Raw genomic sequence first — 20,897 nt, 5'->3', positions numbered from 1 at the left:
ATTCTGAGCTGAACGATAGGATGAAATTATTTACCGCCAGCGGAACTCCCCTTAAAAGTTGATTTGTAGTCACTAGAATAGTACCTTTTCTATCTAAATCTAAAAAATTTGACGGAAGTAACATAGAATGGGGATATTGGGCAAAAATGTATATGATACGGTCAATTCATCGAATGAGGTGACAGCATGAATCCCTACATAGAGGTCAGAAGGGTCTCTAAGATTTTTGGTAATAATCCAAAAGCTGCAATCGACTTATTGAAACAAGGAAAGACCAAGAAGGAAATTTTGAAGGCTACCGGACAGACCGTTGGGGTGAAAAATGTTTCCTTTGAAATTTACCCTGGTGAAATTTTTGTCATAATGGGTTTATCCGGAAGCGGAAAATCCACGTTAATCCGTATGTTTAACCGGCTGATTAAGCCAACAATCGGAGAAATCCTGATTGAAAATGAAGATATCGTGAAGATGAGTGATGCGCGCTTAAGGGAAGTCAGGCAGAAAAAAATTAGTATGGTGTTTCAGAATTTTGCCTTATTTCCTCATAAAACGATCGTGGAAAATACGGAATACGGGCTGGAGATTCAGAAGGTCCCCGCTGAGCAGCGGCGAAAAAGAGCACTTAGTGCATTGGAGATTGTCGGGTTAAAAGGTTACGAAAATCAGCTGCCCAAACAATTAAGCGGCGGCATGCAACAACGGGTGGGACTAGCCAGGGCGCTTGCCAGTGACACAGATGTCATCTTGATGGACGAGGCATTCAGTGCGCTCGATCCGTTAATTCGGAAGGATATGCAGGATGAACTGATGGAGATCCAAGAGAAATACAAGAAAACAATCATCTTTATTACCCATGATTTGGATGAAGCATTGCGAATCGGCGATCGGATTGCGTTGATGAGGGATGGCAGTATCATTCAACTGGGAACACCTGAGCAAATTTTAATGAATCCTGCGAATGAATTTGTCGAGAAATTCGTTGAAGATGTAGATTTTTCAAAAATATTAACGGCATCCCATGTAATGAAACCGGCAGAAAGAATTGCTATAGACCGAGGGCCGCGGGTGGCATTGGAAATCATGCGGAAGCAGGGGTATTCCAGTATTTTTGTCGTTGATCGCCATCGGAAACTATTGGGTGCAATCACTGCGGAAGAGGCACGACGGGCCATTGATCAGAATCTATCCATTGCGGAAGTCATGACAACGGATATTCCAACCGTTTCCGGAGATACCTTACTTGCCGAACTAATGGACGTGATCGCCACATCAAGTCTGCCAATCTCTGTTATCGATGAAGAGCACCGCCTAATGGGTGTGGTCATTCGCGGTGCCGTTATCGGGGCGTTGGCGGGAAATAAAGATTCCTTGAACGATTTGGAGAGTGAATGAGATGAATGTGCCGAAAATCCCTCTAGGAGATTGGGTAGACGTCCTGGTCCAATGGATTACCGTTGCATTTGCCGGATTCTTTACCTTATTAACCACCTTAATCGAGTCCCTGCTAAATATCATAGTGGATGTATTAAGTGTGGGTCCGCCCATCCTCTTAATCATTATCTTAACTTTGTTGGTTGCCTATACCAGCAGATGGCCATTAGGACTATTTACGCTCTTCAGCTTGCTCTTGATTGATAATCTCGGTTATTGGGATTCCAGTATTCAAACCATTGCCATTGTATTACTATCAGGATTACTCACCATCATCGTTGGAATTCCTGTTGGAATTTGGTGTGCTCAAAGAAAAACGGTTCATCGAATCGTAACGCCGATATTGGACTTTATGCAGACCATGCCCGCATTTGTCTATTTAATTCCATCCATTTTGTTTTTTGGCATTGGCATGGTGCCAGGAATTATTGCTTCGTTTATTTTTGCGATTGCGCCAACCATCCGAATGACGAATCTTGGGATTAAGGAAGTTCCGAAGGATTTAATTGAAGCAGCGGATGCCTTTGGTTCCAGCACCAGCCAAAAATTATTTAAGGTTCAATTACCGATTGCTACGCCCACCATTATGGCTGGCGTCAACCAAAGCATTATGCTGGCCTTATCGATGGTAGTGACGGCTTCCCTGGTAGGGGCGCCGGGGCTGGGGGCAGATGTTTACCGGGCAGTCAGCCAAATTGATGTAGGAAAAGGTTTTGAAGCAGGTTTATCGATCGTGTTCATCGCCGTTATACTCGATCGGATTAGCCAAAATTTACGGAAACCGGCCTATGAAAAGGTGATGAAGAAAAAAATCGTCTATTCTCTTTTAGTTGCTCTGGTCATCCTCGCAGCGATCGTGACAGGAGTTACAAAAGAAACGGCCACGGAAAAGGGTGGGAACGGTATCGGAGCCCAAACTGATTTCAAAATAATTGGGATTGAACCTGGAGCAGGAATTATGGCGCAAGCAGAGAAGGCAATTAACGATTATCAGCTGGATCAGTGGCAGATGCAAGAGGGGTCATCGGCTGCGATGACAGCAGAATTAAAGAAGGCCTATAATCAAAAGAAACCGATCATTGTCACCGGCTGGGCACCGCATTGGATGTTTTCCACTTACGATTTAAAATTTCTCGAAGATCCAAAGAAATCTTTTGGTGAAACGGAGGATATTCATACCATTGTAAGAAAAGGTCTTGAGCAGGATGCGCCGGGTGCGTATACCATCCTTGATCAATTTTCCTGGGAACCTGCTGATATAGAAAAAGTGATGGTAGATATTAAAGACGGGATGGACCCGGCGAAAGCAGCAGAAAAATGGATAATGGCCAACAAGGATAAAGTGGGGCAATGGACAAATGGTGCCAAAGCAGCCAATGGGGAAACCATTAGTCTTGCCTATGTGGCGTGGGATACAGAAATCGCCAGTACCAATGTCATGGCAAAGGTGCTGGAACAGAATGGCTTCAAGGTGAAATTGAGTCAAGTGGAGGTCGGCCCGATGTTTGCCGGTGTAGCAAACGGCAGTGTCGATGGCATGGTGGCTGGATGGCTCCCGAGTACCCACAGGGAATATTATAAACAATATAAAAATGATATCGTTGATCTTGGAAGCAACCTTCATGGAACGAAGAATGGACTGGTTGTGCCAAAGTATATGGATATTAATTCAATCGAAGATTTGAAGTAGAAAATGTGCTTTACAATTTTTTTAATAAGTGCCTGTCACAACCGATAATTTGTCGATTCATCTCGACATTATTCGGTTGGTGGCGGGCACTTTTTTGGGGCGTGACAGGTACTTTTTTAATACGCCCGCTAGGTAAATAAAGTTCAGTTACCCGGAACAATTGTTTAACTCTTCAAAAAATTTCCATCAGAATCATTTAGAGTGTTTATTACTGGGACATATTCTTTGTATGGGATTCAAAATATTATCACAGAAAACGAATTGACATTAGAACCATTCGGAAAAAGAATTTTTTGTGCCTGGTACCTAAACTTCTGTAATGATAGATAAGAATAATTCGTTCTGCAGTCAGAATATTAAAATAATTGATGTTATAATAGGAACTATACATAGAAATAGATGATGGCCAAAGGAGTTTTGGAAATGGAGAGTTATAGTTATTTTTGTAATACTAGAATTGAGATGGGATATGGCAAAGCAGCGCAATTGCCGAAGCTATTGGAGTCTCTTCAGGTTGGGCAGTCGGTTTTGCTAGTCAGTGACCCGGGTGTGGTTAAGGCTGGGATCGTTTCCCCAATCAAAACAGCTTTGGAAGAGTCAGGGTATCATGTCCTTTTATTTGATGCTGTCTCGCAAAACCCGAGGGATACGGAATGTTTGGCTGGAGCTAAATTATTTCAGGAACAGGGGATTGAGACGGTTGTCGCTATTGGAGGCGGAAGCGCGATGGATACCGCGAAGGCGATCGCTCTTCTTGGTCCGAACGGTGGAACACCGGTCGAATACGTGGAAGGAAAGAGGGAGTATGCAAATATAGCCCCGATTATTTGTCTGCCAACTACTGCAGGGACAGGCTCTGAGGTCACTCGCTCCTCGGTTATAACCGAGTCTGCCACACATCGAAAACTGACACTAAAAGATGCTTCATTAAGACCCATGATGGCGGTGCTTGATCCAACATTAACCATGACGGTTCCGAAGTTGGTTACCGCAGCTACCGGTGTGGATGCATTGGTTCACGCCATTGAAGGTTATACGTGTAAAGTAACGAACCCCATCTCTCAAGCATTCGGAGCAAGAGCGATGAACAAAATTGTCTCTTCTTTGCCGGCCGCTTTCATGGATGGAGAAAATCAACAAGCGCGCTATGACATGCTGGAAGGCAGTCTTTTAGCTGGATTATGCTTCGGTTCTGCGGATGTTGCTGCTGTACATTGCTTGGCAGAAGCACTTGGGGGTCTGTATGATACACCACATGGAGTGGTCAATGCCGTATTTCTTCCTTATGTATTAAAATTTAATGCAGAAGAAGAGATAGGCATCCATGCTGATCTGGCAAGATACATGAAGTTTGCCAATGAATCGGATTCGGATGAAACCGCGGTTGAAAAATTGGTTACTGGAATTCACGCATTTACTGATAAATTGGAAATTCCTAAATTAAGAGATTTGCCAGGAGTGCGAAAAGAGGATTTCGCACGAATTGTAGAACTGGCCATGCAAAATAATTCTACAACAAGTAACATACGTGACATTGGTGCAAGGGATTACCGGCAGATTCTTGAGCAAGCCTATGAGGATGTCCTTTAAACAAATAGAGTTTTTGGGGTCAGTCCCCCTGTGCATTAAAGCATTGGGGGACCATTTAATAGGCTGCCATTTCATTATTAATAGATTTACTCTTTCCTTTGTCATTCTACTATTCCCACTTACGGCGGTCCCAACTAAAATGGGCTGAAAATAGACGGAAAAATTTCGCCTAATTAGTAATTTTTATTAATAAAGGCTTAAATAGACGGAGAGATTCCGCCTATTGACTCGATACACGTTAAAATGAGGGATTTTGCTTTGCATAACCGGAAAACCTCCTCTTATTTTTCCAAAAACGAGCTCTATTCTGCATTTAACCGGAAATTCTCCGCTTACTTTTCTATATACCAATAACGAAGCTAATGCAACTGTCTTTCGGCAAGTATCTCAAAACGGAACCCTTTTTCTACAGTGTAGAAAATAAACGTCCGATGATGTCTGACATTCGCGAATCGGGAAGTGTCGATCATGAATGAACAAGTCACGGAAACTCGTATTATATGGATTATATTGACAACTTGTTAAAATGATAAGCGATTGAGGAGGAGACGACGAATGGGTGAAAAGATGCACGTCGACGAAATGGAAATTGACGAGGGACTGGTGCGCCGTCTGCTTGTCGCCCAATTTCCCCATTGGGCAGAGCTGCCCCTGCGACGGATTGAGCCTGCTGGTACAGTGAACGCCATCTTCCGGCTAGGCGACGAATATTCCGTTCGGCTCGCGCGGCGGGAGGGGCCGACCACACCAGGAAGTAGCGAGTTTATTTGGCTACCTAAGCTCGCACCATTGGTTCCGCTTGAAACCCCAGTACCTATCGCTCAAGGGCACCCCAATAGCGAATATCCGTGGTTTTGGGAGATACATACATGGGTTGAAGGCGAGACAGTGCCGGTAGAGGAGATTGACGCGATTCAGGCAGCGCGTGATCTTGCGGGGTTCGTTGCAGCGCTGCAACAAATCAATCCATCGGGTGGGCCCCCTGGACGCGGCATTCCTTTAGCAAAACGGGATGAGGGATTCCGATACTGGCTAGAGCGGTTCGATGGCGACCCTGCTGTATCTGCTGTGTGGGAATCGGCGCTTGCTGCGCCACCGTGGAACGGCCCGCCAGTTTGGCATCATGGTGACCTTGACGTGCGTAACTGGCTCGTGCGAGATAAACGCATCACCGGTGTGATCGATTGGGGTGAAATGGGCATTGGCGATCCTGCATGCGATATTATGGTCGCATGGAAGTTGCACTCGCCGGAGGCCCTTGATGCATTCCGCGAATATCTCCCGACGGACGACGCTACGTGGGCAAGAGCCCGCGGGTGGGTCGTATCACAGGCTGTTGCAGTGCTAGCTTACTACACGCCGGAAAACAATCCAGTCCTGTATAATGAGGCGAAATCTTGGCTCGACCTAGTACTTTCAGAATGATGGTTGATCATCTTACTGTTAAGCAACAACTATGTTAAGGAGAGCTGAATCCAGCAGGAAATATCATAATTTGGCAAAACAACCCTTATTTAGATTGAATGGCTTCTTTTGATATTAGAAGCGGATATTGCTGAATAACAAAGAAAGGGCCGTCCCGCAAAGGATGGCCCTAAAAATGCGTCCAACTTATCTTCCTGAATAATTTGAAATATCATAATAAATAAAATATATTGAATTTTAATAATTTTATATATATAATCATCATAGATTATATATAATCTCAACAAGATCCGATCAGATACATAACAAAAGAGGGGGGTATGCTTTGCAATGAAGATGGATTTAAAGCAAAAACTAGAGCTAAAACCTTGTATTGGAACATTTCTAAAAATCCCGCGTCCGGAGATCGTTGATGTTTTAGCACTTGCAGGATTTGATTTTATTATTTGTGATATGGAACATGCACAGATTAGTGAAGAGGAAGCACGAAGTGTCATTAGAGCAGGTGTGAACGCCGGTATCCCTGTTGTTGTACGGTTACCTGAACCTGTTCAAGGGTTAGTAAATCGTTTGCTTGAGGCCGGTGCTGTTGGTATCCAAATGCCGAGATTGCGAAAAGCCAGCGAAACAAAAGAATTGTATAGCATGATGCATTTTCCTCCTTTAGGAACAAGATCAGTAGGGGTTGCCAATATTTTCGCTAATTATGGAAGCGTTGCCATTAAAGATTATTTGGATAGTGAAAATTCTAGAGTGTTAACAGTGGGACAATTTGAAACAAAAGCGATTGATGATTGTATTGAAAAAATGTTTGATGGGCTGGATGTAGCATTTATCGGCCCAACTGACCTAGCCGTTGATTTTGGAGTACCTGGAAATATTAATGATCTAAATGTTCAAGAGCGCCTTGCTGAAATTGAAAAGGCAGCGAATAAAACTGGAACAATCATGGGAGCGTTTGCAGGTAACCTTGAGCAGGCAAAATACTATATAGAACGAGGTTACCGTTTTCTGGCTGTAAGTGGTGATATTTCCCTAGTGGCAGCGGGTGCAAACTCACTAGTTAAGGCATTTAGGGAAAATTTTGATGGACTATCCATCGGAAAATAGATTACTAGAAACTACAAAAAAATGTTTTAGGAAAACGGAGGTTAAAAAACGATGTTTGATAAAAGCGATCCAAGAGCCACTTTGAAGGATTCAAAGGAAAAGAATGTGTCTCCCACGGACTTTGCAGGAGCAGATTATGGGAAATTCTATGAAACTCCGCCAGTTGAATCAAGTGAATTTCTAAAAACTTGGTGGTTCCGTGGTCAAAATTTTTATATATCTTACTCAGAAGCTAAGGATGGCGGAGTACTTGTCCGAGAAAATCAAACCGACGAATACGTTCTGCTTCTACAAGATAAAGAGAGTAAGGCGATTGTAAAATGGGGTGATAAAGAAACTGTTGTGGATGGATTTAGCATTGCGATTTTACCTCCTGGAGATAGTGAAATAAAGATTGTGAAAGGTGGAAAGGTTGTTCGTCTTTTTAGTTCCGCAAATGAAGATTTAGAGGAATTGCCAATTAACAAGGAATCTTATCGTGAACCACATCCAAACACAGCATTGTTCAAGCCATGGCCTGAACCGGTAGATGGATATAAGGTCAGAGTATACAGCCTGGATATTCCCAAGGAAGAAGGAAGATTTGGGAGAATCTTTAGATGTTCCACATTTATGGTCAACGTATTAGACCCGAATGTTGGACCGCGTGACCCTTCAAAAATGTCGCCGCATTCTCATGATGATTTTGAACAATGTTCTTTGGCGATTGAAGGAGAATTCGTCCACCATCTCCGCTGGCCTTGGATAACAGATATGGCGAAATGGCGTGAGGATGACCATGAACACTGTGCAAGTCCTTCGGTTGCTGTCATTCCTGCAAGAGCCATTCATACTACACAAGCGATAGGTAACGGAATCAATCAATTGGTTGATATCTTCTGTCCGCCACGCGAAGATTTCTCGCTTCAAAAAGGCTGGGTTTTAAACGCTGATGAATACCCAATGCCGCAAGACAAATAGGCTAAATAATAGAAAGGAGAGGGCTTGATGTATCAAAAATTGCTTGAAGGTGCCTATGACTTACATGTCCACACAGGGCCTGATATTCCTGAAAGGAAATTAGATGATTTAGATTATGCAGAGCGTCTTCAAAGTATTGGAATGAAAGGGTTTGGGATTAAGTCCCATTACTTCTGCACCGCCGAAAGAGCTCGTATCGTTAAAAAATTATATCCCAAGCTAAACCCTGTTGGAGCGATCACCTTGAATAATTCGGTAGGGGGAATAAATCCGACGGCTGTGGAAATGGCAGCACGAGATGGTGCAAAAATTGTCTGGATGCCTACTTTTGATTCTGAAAATGAAATCGATTATGTAACGAATAGGGGCAGTTATGAAGTGCTTCCGCCTTGGGCTCAGGTTCAGGTAGAGCGTAAAGCACAAGGGCTTCCTCAAACATCCATCACCATTCTTGAAGATGGAAAATTGAAAAAGCCCATTTTTGAAATTCTGGACCTGGTTTACGAAAGAGATTTAATATTAGCGACAGGCCACCTTTCCAAAAAAGAAATCTATGCTCTTGCAACTGCCGCAAAAGACCGTGGGGTTAGGAAATTACTGGTTACCCACCCAACGTTTTCATCGATTGCATTCACAAAAGAGGAACAAAAAGAGCTGACTGAGTTAGGAGCCTATATGGAGCAATGCTTCGGTTGTATTGATCCAAGATATGGGGTTACATGGGAAGAATTGTATGAACATATCCGATACGTTGGTCCCGAAAAGACCATCCTATCTTCCGATCTCGGACAAATTTCAAATCCCAACCCTGATGAAGGCTTAGTTGAATTTGTGAAAAATCTTGCTGAAAATGGTTTTTCCAATGAAGAAATTAGAATAATGACTGCACATAATACTTCGTTTTTCGTTGAGGGATAGTTAACCTTTTCATCACGTAGTAAATATTTGCGCGAATAAATTATATATAATCCTTATTCATTTAAATATAAAAACAGAGTTTATATATAGCAAAAAGGATTTATATATGTAACCAACTGAAAAATGGCATTGCCTTCAACATGTATCCACAAAAACTATAAGCAAAGGTGAAAGAAATGAGTAAATCAGATGAGGCCTATGAATATTTAAGAAATCAAATTATCCTTTTTCATTATAAACCTGGAGACAAGGTAAATATAAGGGATATTGCAAGAACATTAGGATTGAGCGATATCCCTGTCCGGGAAGGATTAAAAAGACTTGAGTCAGAGGGATTAATAGAATTCGAGAAAAATAGAGGTGCAAGGATTGCGCCTTTTAATGCAAAAAGCTTTATGGATATTTGCAATGTCCGATTCGAGCTAGAGGTCTATGCTACTCGACTTAGCACAGAAAACATCACAGATGAGGAAATTGAACGTTTGGAAGAATATGTTGAAAAAATGGACGAATGTATTGAAAACAACGACCGAGAAATGTTTGGCAAGTATAACTCCAAATTTCACAATACTCTATACAGAGGCAGCCATTCGCCAATATTAATAGAGACCTTAGAAAACCTTACGGCTAGAAGTCTGTATTCAAAGTCTATTTTTACGCTTGTTCCCGATCGTTTAATAGATTCAAATAAGGAACACAAGGAAATCATTGAAGCGATAAAGAATCATGATGCGGAACGGGCATCACAAATTATTCGGCACCAAAAAGAATTTAGTACAAAGCGGCTTTTTGCTGCCTTACAATCAGTATCCTGGTTCAACGAGATTAACAACGGGCAACACATCATATAGGGATGTCAGAAGGGGAAAATATTTTTTTGAAAAAAATTTAATTTTGAAGGGATGAAAGATATTGAAAAAGCTAACATCTATTTTCTTGGTATTCCTTATGATGACGTTTTTAACTGCCTGTGGTCTAGGGTCCGGAAAACCTGCAACCCAAACATCAGGCAGTGATAAAAAGGAATCAAAACCTAGTACAGGTGCGAAAGAAGAAGCTACACATAAATTAAAACTTTCTCATGCTGCTGCAGAAGCACATCCATTTCATATGGGAGCTTTAAAATTTGTTGAGTTAGTTGATGAAAAAACAAATGGAAGAATTCAGATTACTATCTTCCCGAATAGACAGCTTGGTGAGGAAAGGGAAAATTTAGAAAACGTCATGAATGGCACTTTAGATATGGCAATGGTTTCAACACCTGTTATGAGTGCCGTCACACCCGTATTTGATTCTCTTCAATTACCATTTTTATTAAATACTTATGATCTTGAAGAACAAGCGCTTAAAACGGAAACAGCACAAAAAATGCTTGATAGTCTAAATGAATTAGGAATTACTGGTCTGGCTTACTTGGAGGGCGGAATGCGTCATCTTGGAAATAATGTTCGGGAAATTAAGAAACCCGCAGATTTAGAAGGATTAAAGCTTCGTGTTGTTCAGTCACCATTAATTTCAGATATTTTTGCAACATTAAAGGCATCCCCGACACCAATGGCCTATGGTGAGGTTTACAGTGCGTTACAAACAGGGGTAATCGATGGGGAAGAAACCAATTTATCAACCATGTATGCTGAGAAACACTTAGAAGTCATTAAACATTTTACACTTGCAGGTCAATTTCCATTCCCTGGAGTCATCCTCATTAACAATAAAGTATTAAAGTCGATTCCAGAAAAAGATCAAAAATTAATTAAAGAGGCTGCAGCAGAAGCGACTGCCTACTTATTCGAGCAAATTAAGAGTCAAGATGAGAAAAACCTTAAAGAAGTCAAAAACGCTGGGGTCAAAGTAACGGAACTTCAAAATGTAGATGAATTTATCGAAATGGCACAACCTGTTTACAAATCCTACACACAGAAGCACCCGCTAATAAAAGAATTTGCAGAAGAAGTGGATAAGTTAAAATAATGAGAATCGGGGGGATCTAGTCTCTATTTCCCCCGTTTTGTTAGGAGGCAAAATGAATGCAGCAGCTCAGTCTCATAGTCTATAAATATACCAAATGGTTTCTTGCTTTCTTAATTGGATTAATGACTGTTATTACACTTATGGAGGTTGGAGCCCGGAATATTTTTCATCATTCATTTTCTTGGAGTGAGGAATTAGCAAGATTTATATTGGTATGGGTAACTTTTATTGGAGCGAGCGTAGGGTATAAAAAGGGAGAACTAGTCGCTATCGATGCGGTTGAAAGACTCCCAGAGAAAGTACGTAAACCTATATATATGTTAACGCAATTGGTGTCCCTTGTATTCATTGTCTTTCTGGCATACCTGGGTTATGCTGCAACCTTCTCAGATACCGTTATGAGGCAGGTTGCATCTGGCTTCCGTGTTTCGATGATGTGGCCCTATTTATCCATTCCACTAGGAATGACTTTTATGTTCATTCATGCATTGGCATTTTTATTTTCTCCTAAATCGTTTAATGAGGAGCAAACTCTATGATAATACTGATCCTATTTGTTGTTCTGCTTTTTTCTGGGATCCCCATTGCTTTTGTAATCGGAATAACGGCATTTTTACATTTATTAAGCATCGATGGGACGACGTTAATTGGCGTCACTTCCCAAAGGATGCTTTCAAGCGTTAACAACTTTACTTTACTGGCGATTCCCTTCTTTGTATTGGCAGGAGAGTTAATGAATGCAGGCGGAATCACGGCAAGATTACTGGACTTATCTCGAAACCTAGTAGGCCATTTACGTGGCGGCCTTGCCTATGTGAATGTATTAATTGGCTTGTTTCTTGGAGCAATTGTTGGATCAGCAAATGCTGAAGCTGCAATCCGAAGCTCTACCATTGTTCCTGAAATGGAGAAGGATGGGTTTGACAGAAGATTTGCAGCTGCCTTGACGACCACTTCCTCTGTTCTAGGTCCCATTCATCCTCCAAGTATGACGTTTATCATTTATGGGGTAGTTGCCAGCACATCGATCGGCGCTTTGTTTATGGCAGGAATATTACCCGCATTTCTTATTGCCGCTATTCATTTTATCATTGTTTATTTTTATGCACGTAAGCGAAATTTCGAGGTTAGAAAATTTCCTCCAGTAAAACAGATCTTTCTTTCTTTTTTAAGAGCCCTGCCTGCATTATCTATTCCAATAATAATTTTAGGCGGAATTTACTCTGGAGCATTTACTCCCACTGAAGCTGGAGCGGTAGCCTGCTTTGTCGCTATTTTAGTAGGAATGTTCTATTATAAAACACTTAAAATTTCTGATTTTCCAAAGATATTTCTACGAACAGGTCTGATCACCTCGACCGTTACCTTTATCATTGCAACGGCTAATATTCTAGGATGGTCCTTGGCACTTGAACAAATTCCACAGCAAATGGCAAATTATTTACTTACTTTAAGTGATAACCCATATATTATCTTATTTATTATTAACATTTTGCTATTAATCATTGGGATGTTTATGGAGGTAACGGCAGCTCTATTAATCTTAGTCCCTGTATTTTTGCCCGTTATTCTAGCGTTAGGAATTGATCCAGTCCACTTTGGAGTCATTATCTGTTTGAACTTAACGATTGGGTTAGTGACACCGCCAGTAGGTGTAGTGTTATATATTGTATCGAATATGACGAAGGTAAAGCTTGGAGAATTAGTTAAAGCCTCTTTCCCACTCCTTATAGGTTTAATTGTGGCGTTGTTTATTATCTCGTATATGCCAGGAATATCTTTATGGATTCCACACATGCTAGGTTACTAAAAAACAAGTGGATTCTTGTTTGTAAATAGTGTGCAGGGATTGGAAAATGTGGAGGGAACATGGTGAATGTATTAATCGTATATGCTCATCCCGAACCAACATCATTTAGTGGTGCGCTTAAAGATCGTGCTGTACAGACATTTGCTGATCTTGGTCATCATGTAACGGTGTCTGATCTTTATGCTGACAATTTTAATCCAGTGGCAGGCCGCCATGATTTTACAACAGCAGCGGACCCGAATCGGTTTCATTATCAAAATGAGCAACTTCACGCTAGTATGTACGATGGGTTTGCAGAGGATCTGAAACGCGAACAAAATAGAATTCTAGATGCAGACTTGATGATTTTTGTTTTTCCACTGTGGTGGGGCGGAATTCCAGCAATCCTAAAAGGATGGTTTGATCGTGTCTTGGCTTATGGTGTTGCTTATGCTGATGGTGAACGTTTTACCAGCGGCCGTTTTCTGGGGCGAAAAGGGATTATGTGCATTACTACAGGTGGAACAAAGAAACGATTCTCAGATTCCGATGTGTATGGTGATATAAAGAAGGTTCTTTATCCGATTCATCACTGTATGCTTGAATATATGGGGCTTGATGTAGAGGAACCATTTGTTGCTTATGCTGCTCCGAGAGTCGATGACGAGACAAGAAGAGAATACCTTCATTCTTGGGAAAAGAAGTTGAGGGAAATGGCTGAAGATCGCGAGTGGCAGGAAAGGTTAAAGAAAATGCCCGATACTCGAAAAGCAATAAAGCCAGTGGACCAACGTGGTTGGGAACTGGACCGTTAAATGGAAAACACTTGGTGGAATATGAAGACAAATGCCTGGCACTACCCGTATTTTTTCGAATTCTTCTCGACACTATTCGGGTGGTGACGGACACGCTCCTCAGGTTGGAAAATGACGGTTTAAAACAACTTTTCTATATATTCTCTCTAGATTAACCTTGCTATTAGGTAGCAAGGTTTCCTTTTTTAAGAAATTAATTGATCTCCTGACGTTAATTTTTCTTTAGGATACCAGTATTTGGAATCCTAAAGACAATTCCACCTGTTAACCATCCAGTTTTGTCTTTAAGAGTTGGGTTTAAAGACATTTCTGAACTCCAGACGTTAATTTTGTCTTCAGGATACCAGTATTTGGAATCCTAAAGACAATTTTACCTGTTAACCATCCAGTTTTGTCTTTAAGAGTCGGGTTTAAAGACATTTTTGAACACCTGATGTTAATTTTGTCTTTAGGATACCGTTTTTTGGAATCCCAAAGACAATTTTACCTGTTGACGAATGAGTTTTGTCTTTTAAAGCAAGTGCCTAGTGTCACTAATCGCAATTTGCCGAATTCTCCTCGACAGGGTTCAGGTGGTGACAGGCACCATAGTCAATCTATTTATCACCTGTAAACCTGCTGACATACATTAATAAAAAAATATTCATTTTTTTATAATGGCGGTGGTGATAGTGATTGAAGTAAAGAAATCAAAATATGGCAGAGGGATTTTTGCAACCCGCGACATTCATAAAGGTGAACTGATACATGAAGCTCCAGTTATTGTGTCTCCTGGTAAGGATTACAAATATTTGAAAAAGACGATCATGATGGAGTATGTGTTCTGGTGGGATCCAGATCATGATGAGTGTGCACTTGCTTTAGGATATGGTTCATTATTTAACCACTCCTATACGCCCAATGCCATATTTGAACTCAATTTTGGGAATAGAACAATTGACTTTTATGCACTGATCGACATAAAAGCAGGAGAAGAAATTTTCATTAACTATAATGGAGAACCTGATGACGATGAACCGTTATGGTTTGACGTTAATTAATTTGTGAAGAACCTAAGGGGAGGACAAATTTGTTACGTTAGGGAATGTGTTAAATCTTAAATTTATCGAGGGCTTAGTCTATAAGATTGAGCCCCCATTGTTTTTCTAAGCTAATGTAATCATAAATGCTTCCACTATAGTAATTTTTACGGGTTTAAATTTAATTTTCATGGAAACATCTCCTTAATTATATAGCATATGGATTAATTAGTAGTTGTCTTTATATTGTACAAACGTGGTATATCCCATAAATAATAGCATCGGAGGGGAAGGGAACATAAGGCAATTACTTGTGCCACTCCCTCAATTTGTCGAATTCTCCTCGGCAAAGCTTAAGGTGGAACCAGGCAATCTTGTTAATACTCACTTAAATAATGGCTGCCATAGAAGTCCACCCTTATGAAACTTTTTTATTTAATTGCAACCCAAATTTCATTCATGGAGTTTGGACTATCGGGATCAGGGTCCATATAAACTTCAATCGGGGCAATTTCAGAAGGCACATATTTATTAGATGGGAACCATTCTGAATAAATTTGCCTCCAGGTATTCGCCATAGCTGTTGAAACTGGCCCTCTTACATCAAAAACAACCCATTTTGAGGCAGGGAATTCCATGCTTGAAAACTCCGATGCTACATCACCACTATGTTCCGTTGCAATCCAGTAGTCGATGGTATTTTTCTCTTGGTAATAATTCCTGGTCACTCCTAAAAGCCCTTTTAGCTTTCCGTTATTTAATAGCAATAACTGATCCATTATTCCATTAGCGGCTGATTCACCCCAAAACTGATTAATGCCCTTGCTGGGTGAATTTCCTTCTCCCTCACATGGTATTTCCCGTTTGATTCCGATTACCCGAAAAGCATCTCTTTCCACAATTTGATATTTCATTGGTTCGGCTCCCTTCAGATTAACCTGTGATTTTGTGCTCTCTTTGGACTTTTTTTAAATGATGATGATTTATTTATTATTTCTTAAAAAATAATCTAATAGAATATCCCATCCATTCCAACGATGCATCATATTTTAACTGAAGTCGGCATCCGACTCCATATTGCGGAAAGTCGGTTTTCCGGCAGTCTCGTAGCGCAATAGAACTGAGCCGCTCGGGAACGATCTGGATTCAAGCAATTGCAGGGCAGTCGGTATCGTACCAGAATCAAAGAACCGTTTTCCCTTACCGAGCAATACAATTTCAATGGATAAAGTATAAATTCCTTGTTCAACTACAACGTTATCATTTATTAAAAAAGACTGGGAAACCTTTTCACTTTGGTTTCCCATTATTTTATTAAAAGATCAACTGATGCTAGACTAAATGGAAGGGCAAAGGGATTAAATCCTATTCCTTGGAAACTAATTTGTCAAAATACGTATTAACACATCCACATCTGGTAACCCATACTCTTCATCAATCTCTTCTTGAATAAGAAGACTGTTGATGATGGTAAAATACCATGACAACATTTTTCGGGGTTCGCCTGGCGAAAATTCACCCAATTCCTGACCTTTAACGAAAATTGGAATGATTGGTTCGATTAAAACATTAGTTGAAGTTCCTTCAAAAATGTGTGAGACCTTTTCGGGAACATCATCAGCTGTACGGGCACGTTCCATTAACATAAAGGCATGCATATTGTCCTTATCAAGTATGTTTTTCGTTAATGTTCTCACTTGTTCAAAAGGTGTTCCCGGTAAATTCCCAACATTCTTGAGTTCCCTTCTTGCTTCTTCCATCAATTCTTCAACGAGAGTTAAGAAAAGTTCCTCTTTAGAATTGAAATAACGGTAAATTAATCCTTCACTAATGCTTGCTTCCTTCGCAATCATGCTTGTTTTCGTTCCTGTATATCCTTTGCGGGCAAACATTTTAAGCGCCGCTTGTTTTATCTGCTCCCTGCGTTCGTCACGGATTTGATCAAGCTGCTGCTGCCTATTTAATGGAGACACCCTTCCAACCTCCGAATCTAAAAATGTCATATTCATTATATCATTCAACTAGAGAACTTTTGCTTTTTACAATTTGTTGAAAGGCGTTGGAACCAATGGACGTACTCTCTTGATCAATTCCTCAAGAAACTGATTAGGCCGTGCAAAACAGGCAAGATGGCCAGCATTTTTAATAAAAACAAACTCCTTATGAGGGGTTTCAATCTCATCGTAATATACTCTAGCCAGTTCAGTTGGCGTGATAATATCATGATCACCTTGAAAAATAAAAACCGGCAGCTCAAATTTCCCGTATTTTTTAGAATCAAAGTTTATTAATTCATCAAATAAATGTTCAAGAGAATAATTCATACCTTTAAAAATATCCATCAAATCACGTATTGTATGGTCAGGAGAAGAGAGCATTGATGGCAAGACTAAGTCTGTAATCATATTGGGTACATCCTTAATCGTTTTAACGATAAGCCGATTTCTCTTGTCAAAATCTTTACGACTCCATTGGGATTGATCAGGCCCCATTTGTTCAAGCAACTCAACACCCCTCGTATTACCTGCCTCGCGGAGAGCGTTGACTGATAATGTATACAAAAGATTTTGTGTATCTGGGGCATTCTGATCTGTGCCGACATAGGCATAAAAAAGATCTGGCCGAAGCTTTGCCATCATGATACCAATTAGACTGCCCACAGAACTTCCAATAAGAATGACCTTTTGAAGACAGAGTTTTTCACGCAAGTATTCTGCTACTTCTATCCCATCCTTCGCGAGACGGTCGAAAGTGATGGCTCCGCTGCCGTCTTTACCATTCTTGCCAAAGGTCTTTCCTGCTCCACGCTGATCCCACTGAACAACAGTGAAATGTTTCTCCCATGAACGCAACAACGGACTGAATATGGAATAGGTTGAAGCTGGACCACAATGAATCAATAATAAAACTGGGTTGCTCCGGTTCTCGCCACGAATCGTAATCCACTGATTAATACCGCCAATTTTAACGTAACAGCCTTCTACGATGCTGTTAGTTGTACTGATTTGAAGTTCTTTGGTATTTATTCTCTGATTTCTCTTCCTCAGAACGATTTCTCGCAGGATATTACCTTGGCTCATTCGAACACGCCCTCTTTCCATTTTTGTTATTGAGTGAGTTGCTCACTCATTATAATGGTGAGACGTTTTACATAAATTGTCAATAAGTAAATAGCGTAAAATATACTTTGGAAAACTCTTTTTTTAGATTCCTCACCCAAGAAAAAGATCGTTCTTGCATGGTAGAACACTACGATGTTTAATAATATTTTAAAATTTGGCACCAACTCATAGAACGTTATTCTTTTTTTATCAACATACATACGCCTTTTGAAATTTGATACGGTACTAGGTTTAGTGTCCAAAGGGATTTTGGCGAGAATTGTCGAAGTACTTACTACTTAAGAAAACCACAACAGGAAAAATAGTAAGTGTGTCTATATGGGAGTTGGGAATACAATGAAAGTGATTACGCTATGTGGTTCGACAAAATTCAAGAAACAGTTTCGGGAAATGGAAGCAAAACTTACTTTAGAAGGGAATATTGTATTAAGCCTTGGTTTTTTTGAACAAAGTGAGGGGATCAAAACAACCAAAGAGCAAGAAAAACTATTTGAGGAATTGCACTATCGGAAGATTGATATGTCGGATGAAATCGTGGTCATTGATGTTGACGGTTATATGGGAACTAGCACAAAAAAAGAAATAGAGTATGCAAAAAGTAAAGATAAACTCATACGATATTATTCTGAAATTACACGAAGTAGTGCTTTTGTTTGAGAAAACCGCCTGTAAAATCAATTCAACCTGGAAAGGATTTTTCGACTATAAAAATTCAATACGTATCTCTAATTCAACAATAGACTATATTGCCGAATAGAAATATATTAACTATAGGATTTCTAAAAGAGAAAGTGAGGTTGGTATATGGAGCCTGTTAATAAAGTGATTCAAGATTTGTCCATTAAATCCTTGGATTCGACTTTTAATAAACTTTCAAATGCTTATAAAAGCATGACAGAAAAAGGTTCAAACACATCCCTTGTCCAAAAGAGACTAAACGCTGTTTGCGGTTTCTGTATCTAGATAAGTTCCTTATTTGGAATATATTAATAGTTTGGTTTTTTGGGAAATTATTAAAAGAGTAATAAGCAACTAAAAAGTTTATAATTTTCCTAAATTAAAGGTAAGTAAATTAGCTGAAAAAGACTCGATAAAACGAGTCTTTTTCAGCTTAGGAAATAATAAAAGCTATTTTGGACTAACGACAACATCAACATCGCTTTTCTTCACAAACCCAATGCGATGATTGAAAGAGATTTGGTAGAATTCTTCCGTACCCTTCACGACCTTGTTAGTGGCTGGATCATTGAAATTTTTGGCGTGATAGTAATCGGATTGGATTGGTCCGGTCGCTGCATACATTTGTCCTTTTGGCAATTGATATAAGACCTCTGCTACTCCTCGTGCCGAGGCTGCAATTCCCGTGCCATCATAAGCGGAATTTTCCGGATAGGCAGCCCCGTAAACTGGAATAGAAGAAAGCCCATCTTTCGGTTTAATTACAGTTCCATTTCCCGGAACAGTGTTTTTGTTGTTAGGATTGTAAAACCAAGCCTTTTGCCCGGCGAAGTAGATGGCAGTCCAATCCCCTTGTTGATCGGCTTTAACATAGCTTTGCCCCATAGTGGCTTTGGCTCCCCAGTCATTGAGCCGCGTTGTTCCCGGAGCGGTCTTATTTAGAACAGGATCGCTGATAAGAGGGGAGTTAAAATCTGGCTCCTTATATAACTGTAAGAAACTAGAAGATAGGGAATCAAGATCTTTTCCGCTATACGTATAACCTGCTTTATTCGTGTTGAAGTTCGGACGGATCGTTACAATCGAGCTGTTTTTGTCCCCTTTGCTTGGATTCAAAGATTCTCCAAGCAGGTTAAAGAAGTGGGACCAATCCCAGTATGCGCCTGGATCCCAGTGCATGGCAGCATGCTTGGAAACGGTCAGACCCGGGATTTCATCGTGGCCAATAATATGCTGTCTGTCTAATGGAATGTTATATGTTTCAGATAAATATTTTACAAGTTTGGCAGTTGAACGGTACATTTGCTCACTGTACCAGTTCGTTCCATCCACTGCAAATCCCTCGTGCTCAATCCCGATGGAGTGCATATTAAAATACCAGTTTCCCGCATGCCAAGGGATGTCATTTGGACGAACCATTTGTGTGACCTTCCCGTTTGCTGAGTCAATAATGTAATGGGCGCTTACAAAAGATTGGTTACGGAAATGATTGATGGCCGACTGGGCACTCCCCTCGATATCATGGATCACGATATAGCGAATATCAATCCCATCTTCAGGGCGGTTGGCAATATCATAATTCCCATAATTGGTTGGACTGCTTGAAAACTGTTTGTACAGTGCAGGAATAAAGGAACATTCCAACCCGTTTGGACAATCCGAATTGTTGAATTTTGCATTCCGCAGTGGAATATTTTTGGCCGTATCTTTATTCGGAACGATATTCTCCGCTGTTAGCGTCAGTTTCTCACCGTTATGCGTTGATTTTACCGCCCCGTTTTGGATGGTTTCATACACTTGATCGGCATAATCTGTGGCTAATTCTGCAATGTCTGATCCGCTGTATTTTACAACAGCCCCATACCAATCGGCAGCATCGGAAGGAAGGCCGCCAGTCGTTTCCTTAGCGTATTCAGCTAACAAGGCGGCACCGCCGCGGATGTTTTGCTCAGGATCATCCTTTAACAAATCTGGATTTACTTTAAGAATCTGTGCTGCTTGGTCAAGTGTGTATATGGCTTCATCAGCTGTGTTATATGTACCCTCGGCTGTTTCATCCCCTTTGGCACTATGATCTTGATCCGCTTGGACCAAATTCATGATTCCAAACCCGCCTACTTCGCTATGCCCCTCATGCTGGACCCAGCGTGATTCATTGTAGGACACAGCCATCAGGACATTGACGGGAACCCCAAATTCCTTTGCCACATTTTCAAATAATTGTTGTGAAACTTCCGAATTTCCGATAGTTTCCGCATAGGATTTGACTTCATTTTTGGAAAAATACCAAGGCGCAATTAATAGGGAAGCCGCGAGTACGGAAGACGCTACAACTTTTGAGACTTTTTTTACATGAAAAACCATTTTATAACCCCCTTA

Annotated in this window: 19 protein-coding genes; 14 read left to right on the top strand and 5 right to left on the bottom strand. The window is 40.7% G+C overall.

Annotation, left to right across the window (positions count from 1 at the left end):
- The first annotated feature begins 186 nt into the window (after positions 1–186).
- The 13 genes from AR334_RS07245 (at position 187) to AR334_RS07185 (ending at position 14,739) form a co-directional block, all read left to right on the top strand.
- Positions 187–1,392, top strand: coding sequence for a glycine betaine/L-proline ABC transporter ATP-binding protein (locus tag AR334_RS07245; RefSeq protein WP_066307403.1), 1,206 nt, complete (start codon positions 187–189; stop codon positions 1,390–1,392).
- A gap of 1 nt (position 1,393) precedes the next feature.
- Positions 1,394–3,121, top strand: coding sequence for a glycine betaine ABC transporter substrate-binding protein (locus tag AR334_RS30580; RefSeq protein ID WP_066307402.1), 1,728 nt, complete (start codon positions 1,394–1,396; stop codon positions 3,119–3,121).
- 423 nt (positions 3,122–3,544) lie between these two features.
- Positions 3,545–4,711, top strand: a complete 1,167-nt coding sequence (locus AR334_RS07235; protein ID WP_066307400.1) for an iron-containing alcohol dehydrogenase — start codon at positions 3,545–3,547, stop codon at positions 4,709–4,711.
- Positions 4,712–5,266: 555 nt separating this feature from the next.
- Complete coding sequence (locus AR334_RS07230; RefSeq protein WP_066307397.1) at positions 5,267–6,136, top strand: aminoglycoside phosphotransferase family protein; 870 nt, start codon at positions 5,267–5,269, stop codon at positions 6,134–6,136.
- A 330-nt stretch (positions 6,137–6,466) separates the two neighbouring features.
- Entirely contained in the window at positions 6,467–7,246 is a 780-nt protein-coding gene (locus AR334_RS07225) for an HpcH/HpaI aldolase/citrate lyase family protein (protein WP_066307395.1), read from the top strand.
- Between the two features lie 51 nt (positions 7,247–7,297).
- Positions 7,298–8,206 (top strand): hypothetical protein, encoded by a 909-nt coding sequence (locus AR334_RS07220; RefSeq protein ID WP_066307392.1) that lies wholly within the window; start codon positions 7,298–7,300, stop codon positions 8,204–8,206.
- Between the two features lie 27 nt (positions 8,207–8,233).
- Positions 8,234–9,124 (top strand): DUF6282 family protein, encoded by an 891-nt coding sequence (locus tag AR334_RS07215; RefSeq protein WP_066307391.1) that lies wholly within the window; start codon positions 8,234–8,236, stop codon positions 9,122–9,124.
- Between the two features lie 176 nt (positions 9,125–9,300).
- Positions 9,301–9,975 carry a GntR family transcriptional regulator gene (locus AR334_RS07210; RefSeq protein ID WP_066307389.1) on the top strand — a complete coding sequence of 225 codons (675 nt, stop codon included), beginning with the start codon at positions 9,301–9,303 and terminating at the stop codon, positions 9,973–9,975.
- Between the two features lie 61 nt (positions 9,976–10,036).
- Positions 10,037–11,095 (top strand): TRAP transporter substrate-binding protein, encoded by a 1,059-nt coding sequence (locus tag AR334_RS07205; protein ID WP_066307387.1) that lies wholly within the window; start codon positions 10,037–10,039, stop codon positions 11,093–11,095.
- Between the two features lie 56 nt (positions 11,096–11,151).
- Positions 11,152–11,634: a TRAP transporter small permease gene (locus AR334_RS07200; RefSeq protein WP_066307384.1), complete on the top strand. Its 483-nt coding sequence runs from the start codon at positions 11,152–11,154 to the stop codon at positions 11,632–11,634.
- Complete coding sequence (locus AR334_RS07195; RefSeq protein WP_066307382.1) at positions 11,631–12,905, top strand: TRAP transporter large permease; 1,275 nt, start codon at positions 11,631–11,633, stop codon at positions 12,903–12,905. The genes AR334_RS07200 and AR334_RS07195 overlap by 4 nt, the downstream gene beginning before the upstream one ends.
- A 59-nt stretch (positions 12,906–12,964) precedes the next feature.
- Positions 12,965–13,699 (top strand): NAD(P)H-dependent oxidoreductase, encoded by a 735-nt coding sequence (locus AR334_RS07190; protein ID WP_066307378.1) that lies wholly within the window; start codon positions 12,965–12,967, stop codon positions 13,697–13,699.
- A 671-nt stretch (positions 13,700–14,370) separates the two neighbouring features.
- Complete coding sequence (locus AR334_RS07185) at positions 14,371–14,739, top strand: SET domain-containing protein (RefSeq protein ID WP_066307372.1); 369 nt, start codon at positions 14,371–14,373, stop codon at positions 14,737–14,739.
- Between the two features lie 410 nt (positions 14,740–15,149).
- Here the strand turns inward: AR334_RS07185 and AR334_RS07180 are convergent, their stop codons facing one another.
- From AR334_RS07180 to AR334_RS07165, 4 genes are all read right to left on the bottom strand, one after another.
- Complete coding sequence (locus AR334_RS07180) at positions 15,150–15,632, bottom strand: GyrI-like domain-containing protein (protein ID WP_066307368.1); 483 nt, start codon at positions 15,630–15,632, stop codon at positions 15,150–15,152.
- 135 nt (positions 15,633–15,767) lie between these two features.
- Positions 15,768–16,025, bottom strand: a complete 258-nt coding sequence (locus AR334_RS07175; RefSeq protein ID WP_066307364.1) for a hypothetical protein — start codon at positions 16,023–16,025, stop codon at positions 15,768–15,770.
- A gap of 72 nt (positions 16,026–16,097) precedes the next feature.
- Positions 16,098–16,691 (bottom strand): TetR/AcrR family transcriptional regulator, encoded by a 594-nt coding sequence (locus AR334_RS07170; protein ID WP_066307361.1) that lies wholly within the window; start codon positions 16,689–16,691, stop codon positions 16,098–16,100.
- 66 nt (positions 16,692–16,757) lie between these two features.
- On the bottom strand, positions 16,758–17,798 hold the full coding sequence (locus AR334_RS07165) for an alpha/beta fold hydrolase (RefSeq protein WP_066307359.1): 1,041 nt from the start codon (positions 17,796–17,798) through the stop codon (positions 16,758–16,760).
- A 378-nt stretch (positions 17,799–18,176) separates the two neighbouring features.
- On the opposite strand from AR334_RS07165, the gene AR334_RS07160 reads away from it, so the two are divergent.
- Positions 18,177–18,497, top strand: coding sequence for a hypothetical protein (locus tag AR334_RS07160; protein ID WP_066307356.1), 321 nt, complete (start codon positions 18,177–18,179; stop codon positions 18,495–18,497).
- 471 nt (positions 18,498–18,968) lie between these two features.
- Here the strand turns inward: AR334_RS07160 and AR334_RS07155 are convergent, their stop codons facing one another.
- Positions 18,969–20,882 carry an N-acetylmuramoyl-L-alanine amidase gene (locus tag AR334_RS07155; RefSeq protein ID WP_066307353.1) on the bottom strand — a complete coding sequence of 638 codons (1,914 nt, stop codon included), beginning with the start codon at positions 20,880–20,882 and terminating at the stop codon, positions 18,969–18,971.
- Between the last annotated feature and the right edge of the window lie 15 nt (positions 20,883–20,897).

Source organism: Bacillus sp. FJAT-29814 (genome assembly GCF_001510715.1).
GTDB lineage: Bacteria > Bacillota > Bacilli > Bacillales > Cytobacillaceae > Neobacillus.
The sequence above is the reverse complement of the archived record's forward strand: the minus strand, read 5'-3'. Positions and strand labels throughout refer to the sequence as shown.

Excerpts from the sequence above, each read along its gene's own strand:
- AR334_RS07230 (WP_066307397.1), top strand. The coding sequence starts at position 5,267 with ATGGGTGAAAAGATGCACGTCGACGAAATGGAAATTGACGAGGGACTG.
- AR334_RS07220 (WP_066307392.1), top strand. The coding sequence starts at position 7,298 with ATGTTTGATAAAAGCGATCCAAGAGCCACTTTGAAGGATTCAAAGGAA.
- AR334_RS07210 (WP_066307389.1), top strand. The coding sequence starts at position 9,301 with ATGAGTAAATCAGATGAGGCCTATGAATATTTAAGAAATCAAATTATC.
- AR334_RS30580 (WP_066307402.1), top strand. The coding sequence starts at position 1,394 with ATGAATGTGCCGAAAATCCCTCTAGGAGATTGGGTAGACGTCCTGGTC.
- AR334_RS07180 (WP_066307368.1), bottom strand. The coding sequence starts at position 15,632 with ATGAAATATCAAATTGTGGAAAGAGATGCTTTTCGGGTAATCGGAATC.
- AR334_RS07165 (WP_066307359.1), bottom strand. The coding sequence starts at position 17,798 with ATGAGCCAAGGTAATATCCTGCGAGAAATCGTTCTGAGGAAGAGAAAT.
- AR334_RS07235 (WP_066307400.1), top strand. The coding sequence starts at position 3,545 with ATGGAGAGTTATAGTTATTTTTGTAATACTAGAATTGAGATGGGATAT.
- AR334_RS07200 (WP_066307384.1), top strand. The coding sequence starts at position 11,152 with ATGCAGCAGCTCAGTCTCATAGTCTATAAATATACCAAATGGTTTCTT.
- AR334_RS07215 (WP_066307391.1), top strand. The coding sequence starts at position 8,234 with ATGTATCAAAAATTGCTTGAAGGTGCCTATGACTTACATGTCCACACA.
- AR334_RS07190 (WP_066307378.1), top strand. The coding sequence starts at position 12,965 with ATGGTGAATGTATTAATCGTATATGCTCATCCCGAACCAACATCATTT.
- AR334_RS07195 (WP_066307382.1), top strand. The coding sequence starts at position 11,631 with ATGATAATACTGATCCTATTTGTTGTTCTGCTTTTTTCTGGGATCCCC.
- AR334_RS07160 (WP_066307356.1), top strand. The coding sequence starts at position 18,177 with ATGAAAGTGATTACGCTATGTGGTTCGACAAAATTCAAGAAACAGTTT.
- AR334_RS07175 (WP_066307364.1), bottom strand. The coding sequence starts at position 16,025 with ATGGGAAACCAAAGTGAAAAGGTTTCCCAGTCTTTTTTAATAAATGAT.
- AR334_RS07245 (WP_066307403.1), top strand. The coding sequence starts at position 187 with ATGAATCCCTACATAGAGGTCAGAAGGGTCTCTAAGATTTTTGGTAAT.
- AR334_RS07155 (WP_066307353.1), bottom strand. The coding sequence starts at position 20,882 with ATGGTTTTTCATGTAAAAAAAGTCTCAAAAGTTGTAGCGTCTTCCGTA.
- AR334_RS07225 (WP_066307395.1), top strand. The coding sequence starts at position 6,467 with ATGAAGATGGATTTAAAGCAAAAACTAGAGCTAAAACCTTGTATTGGA.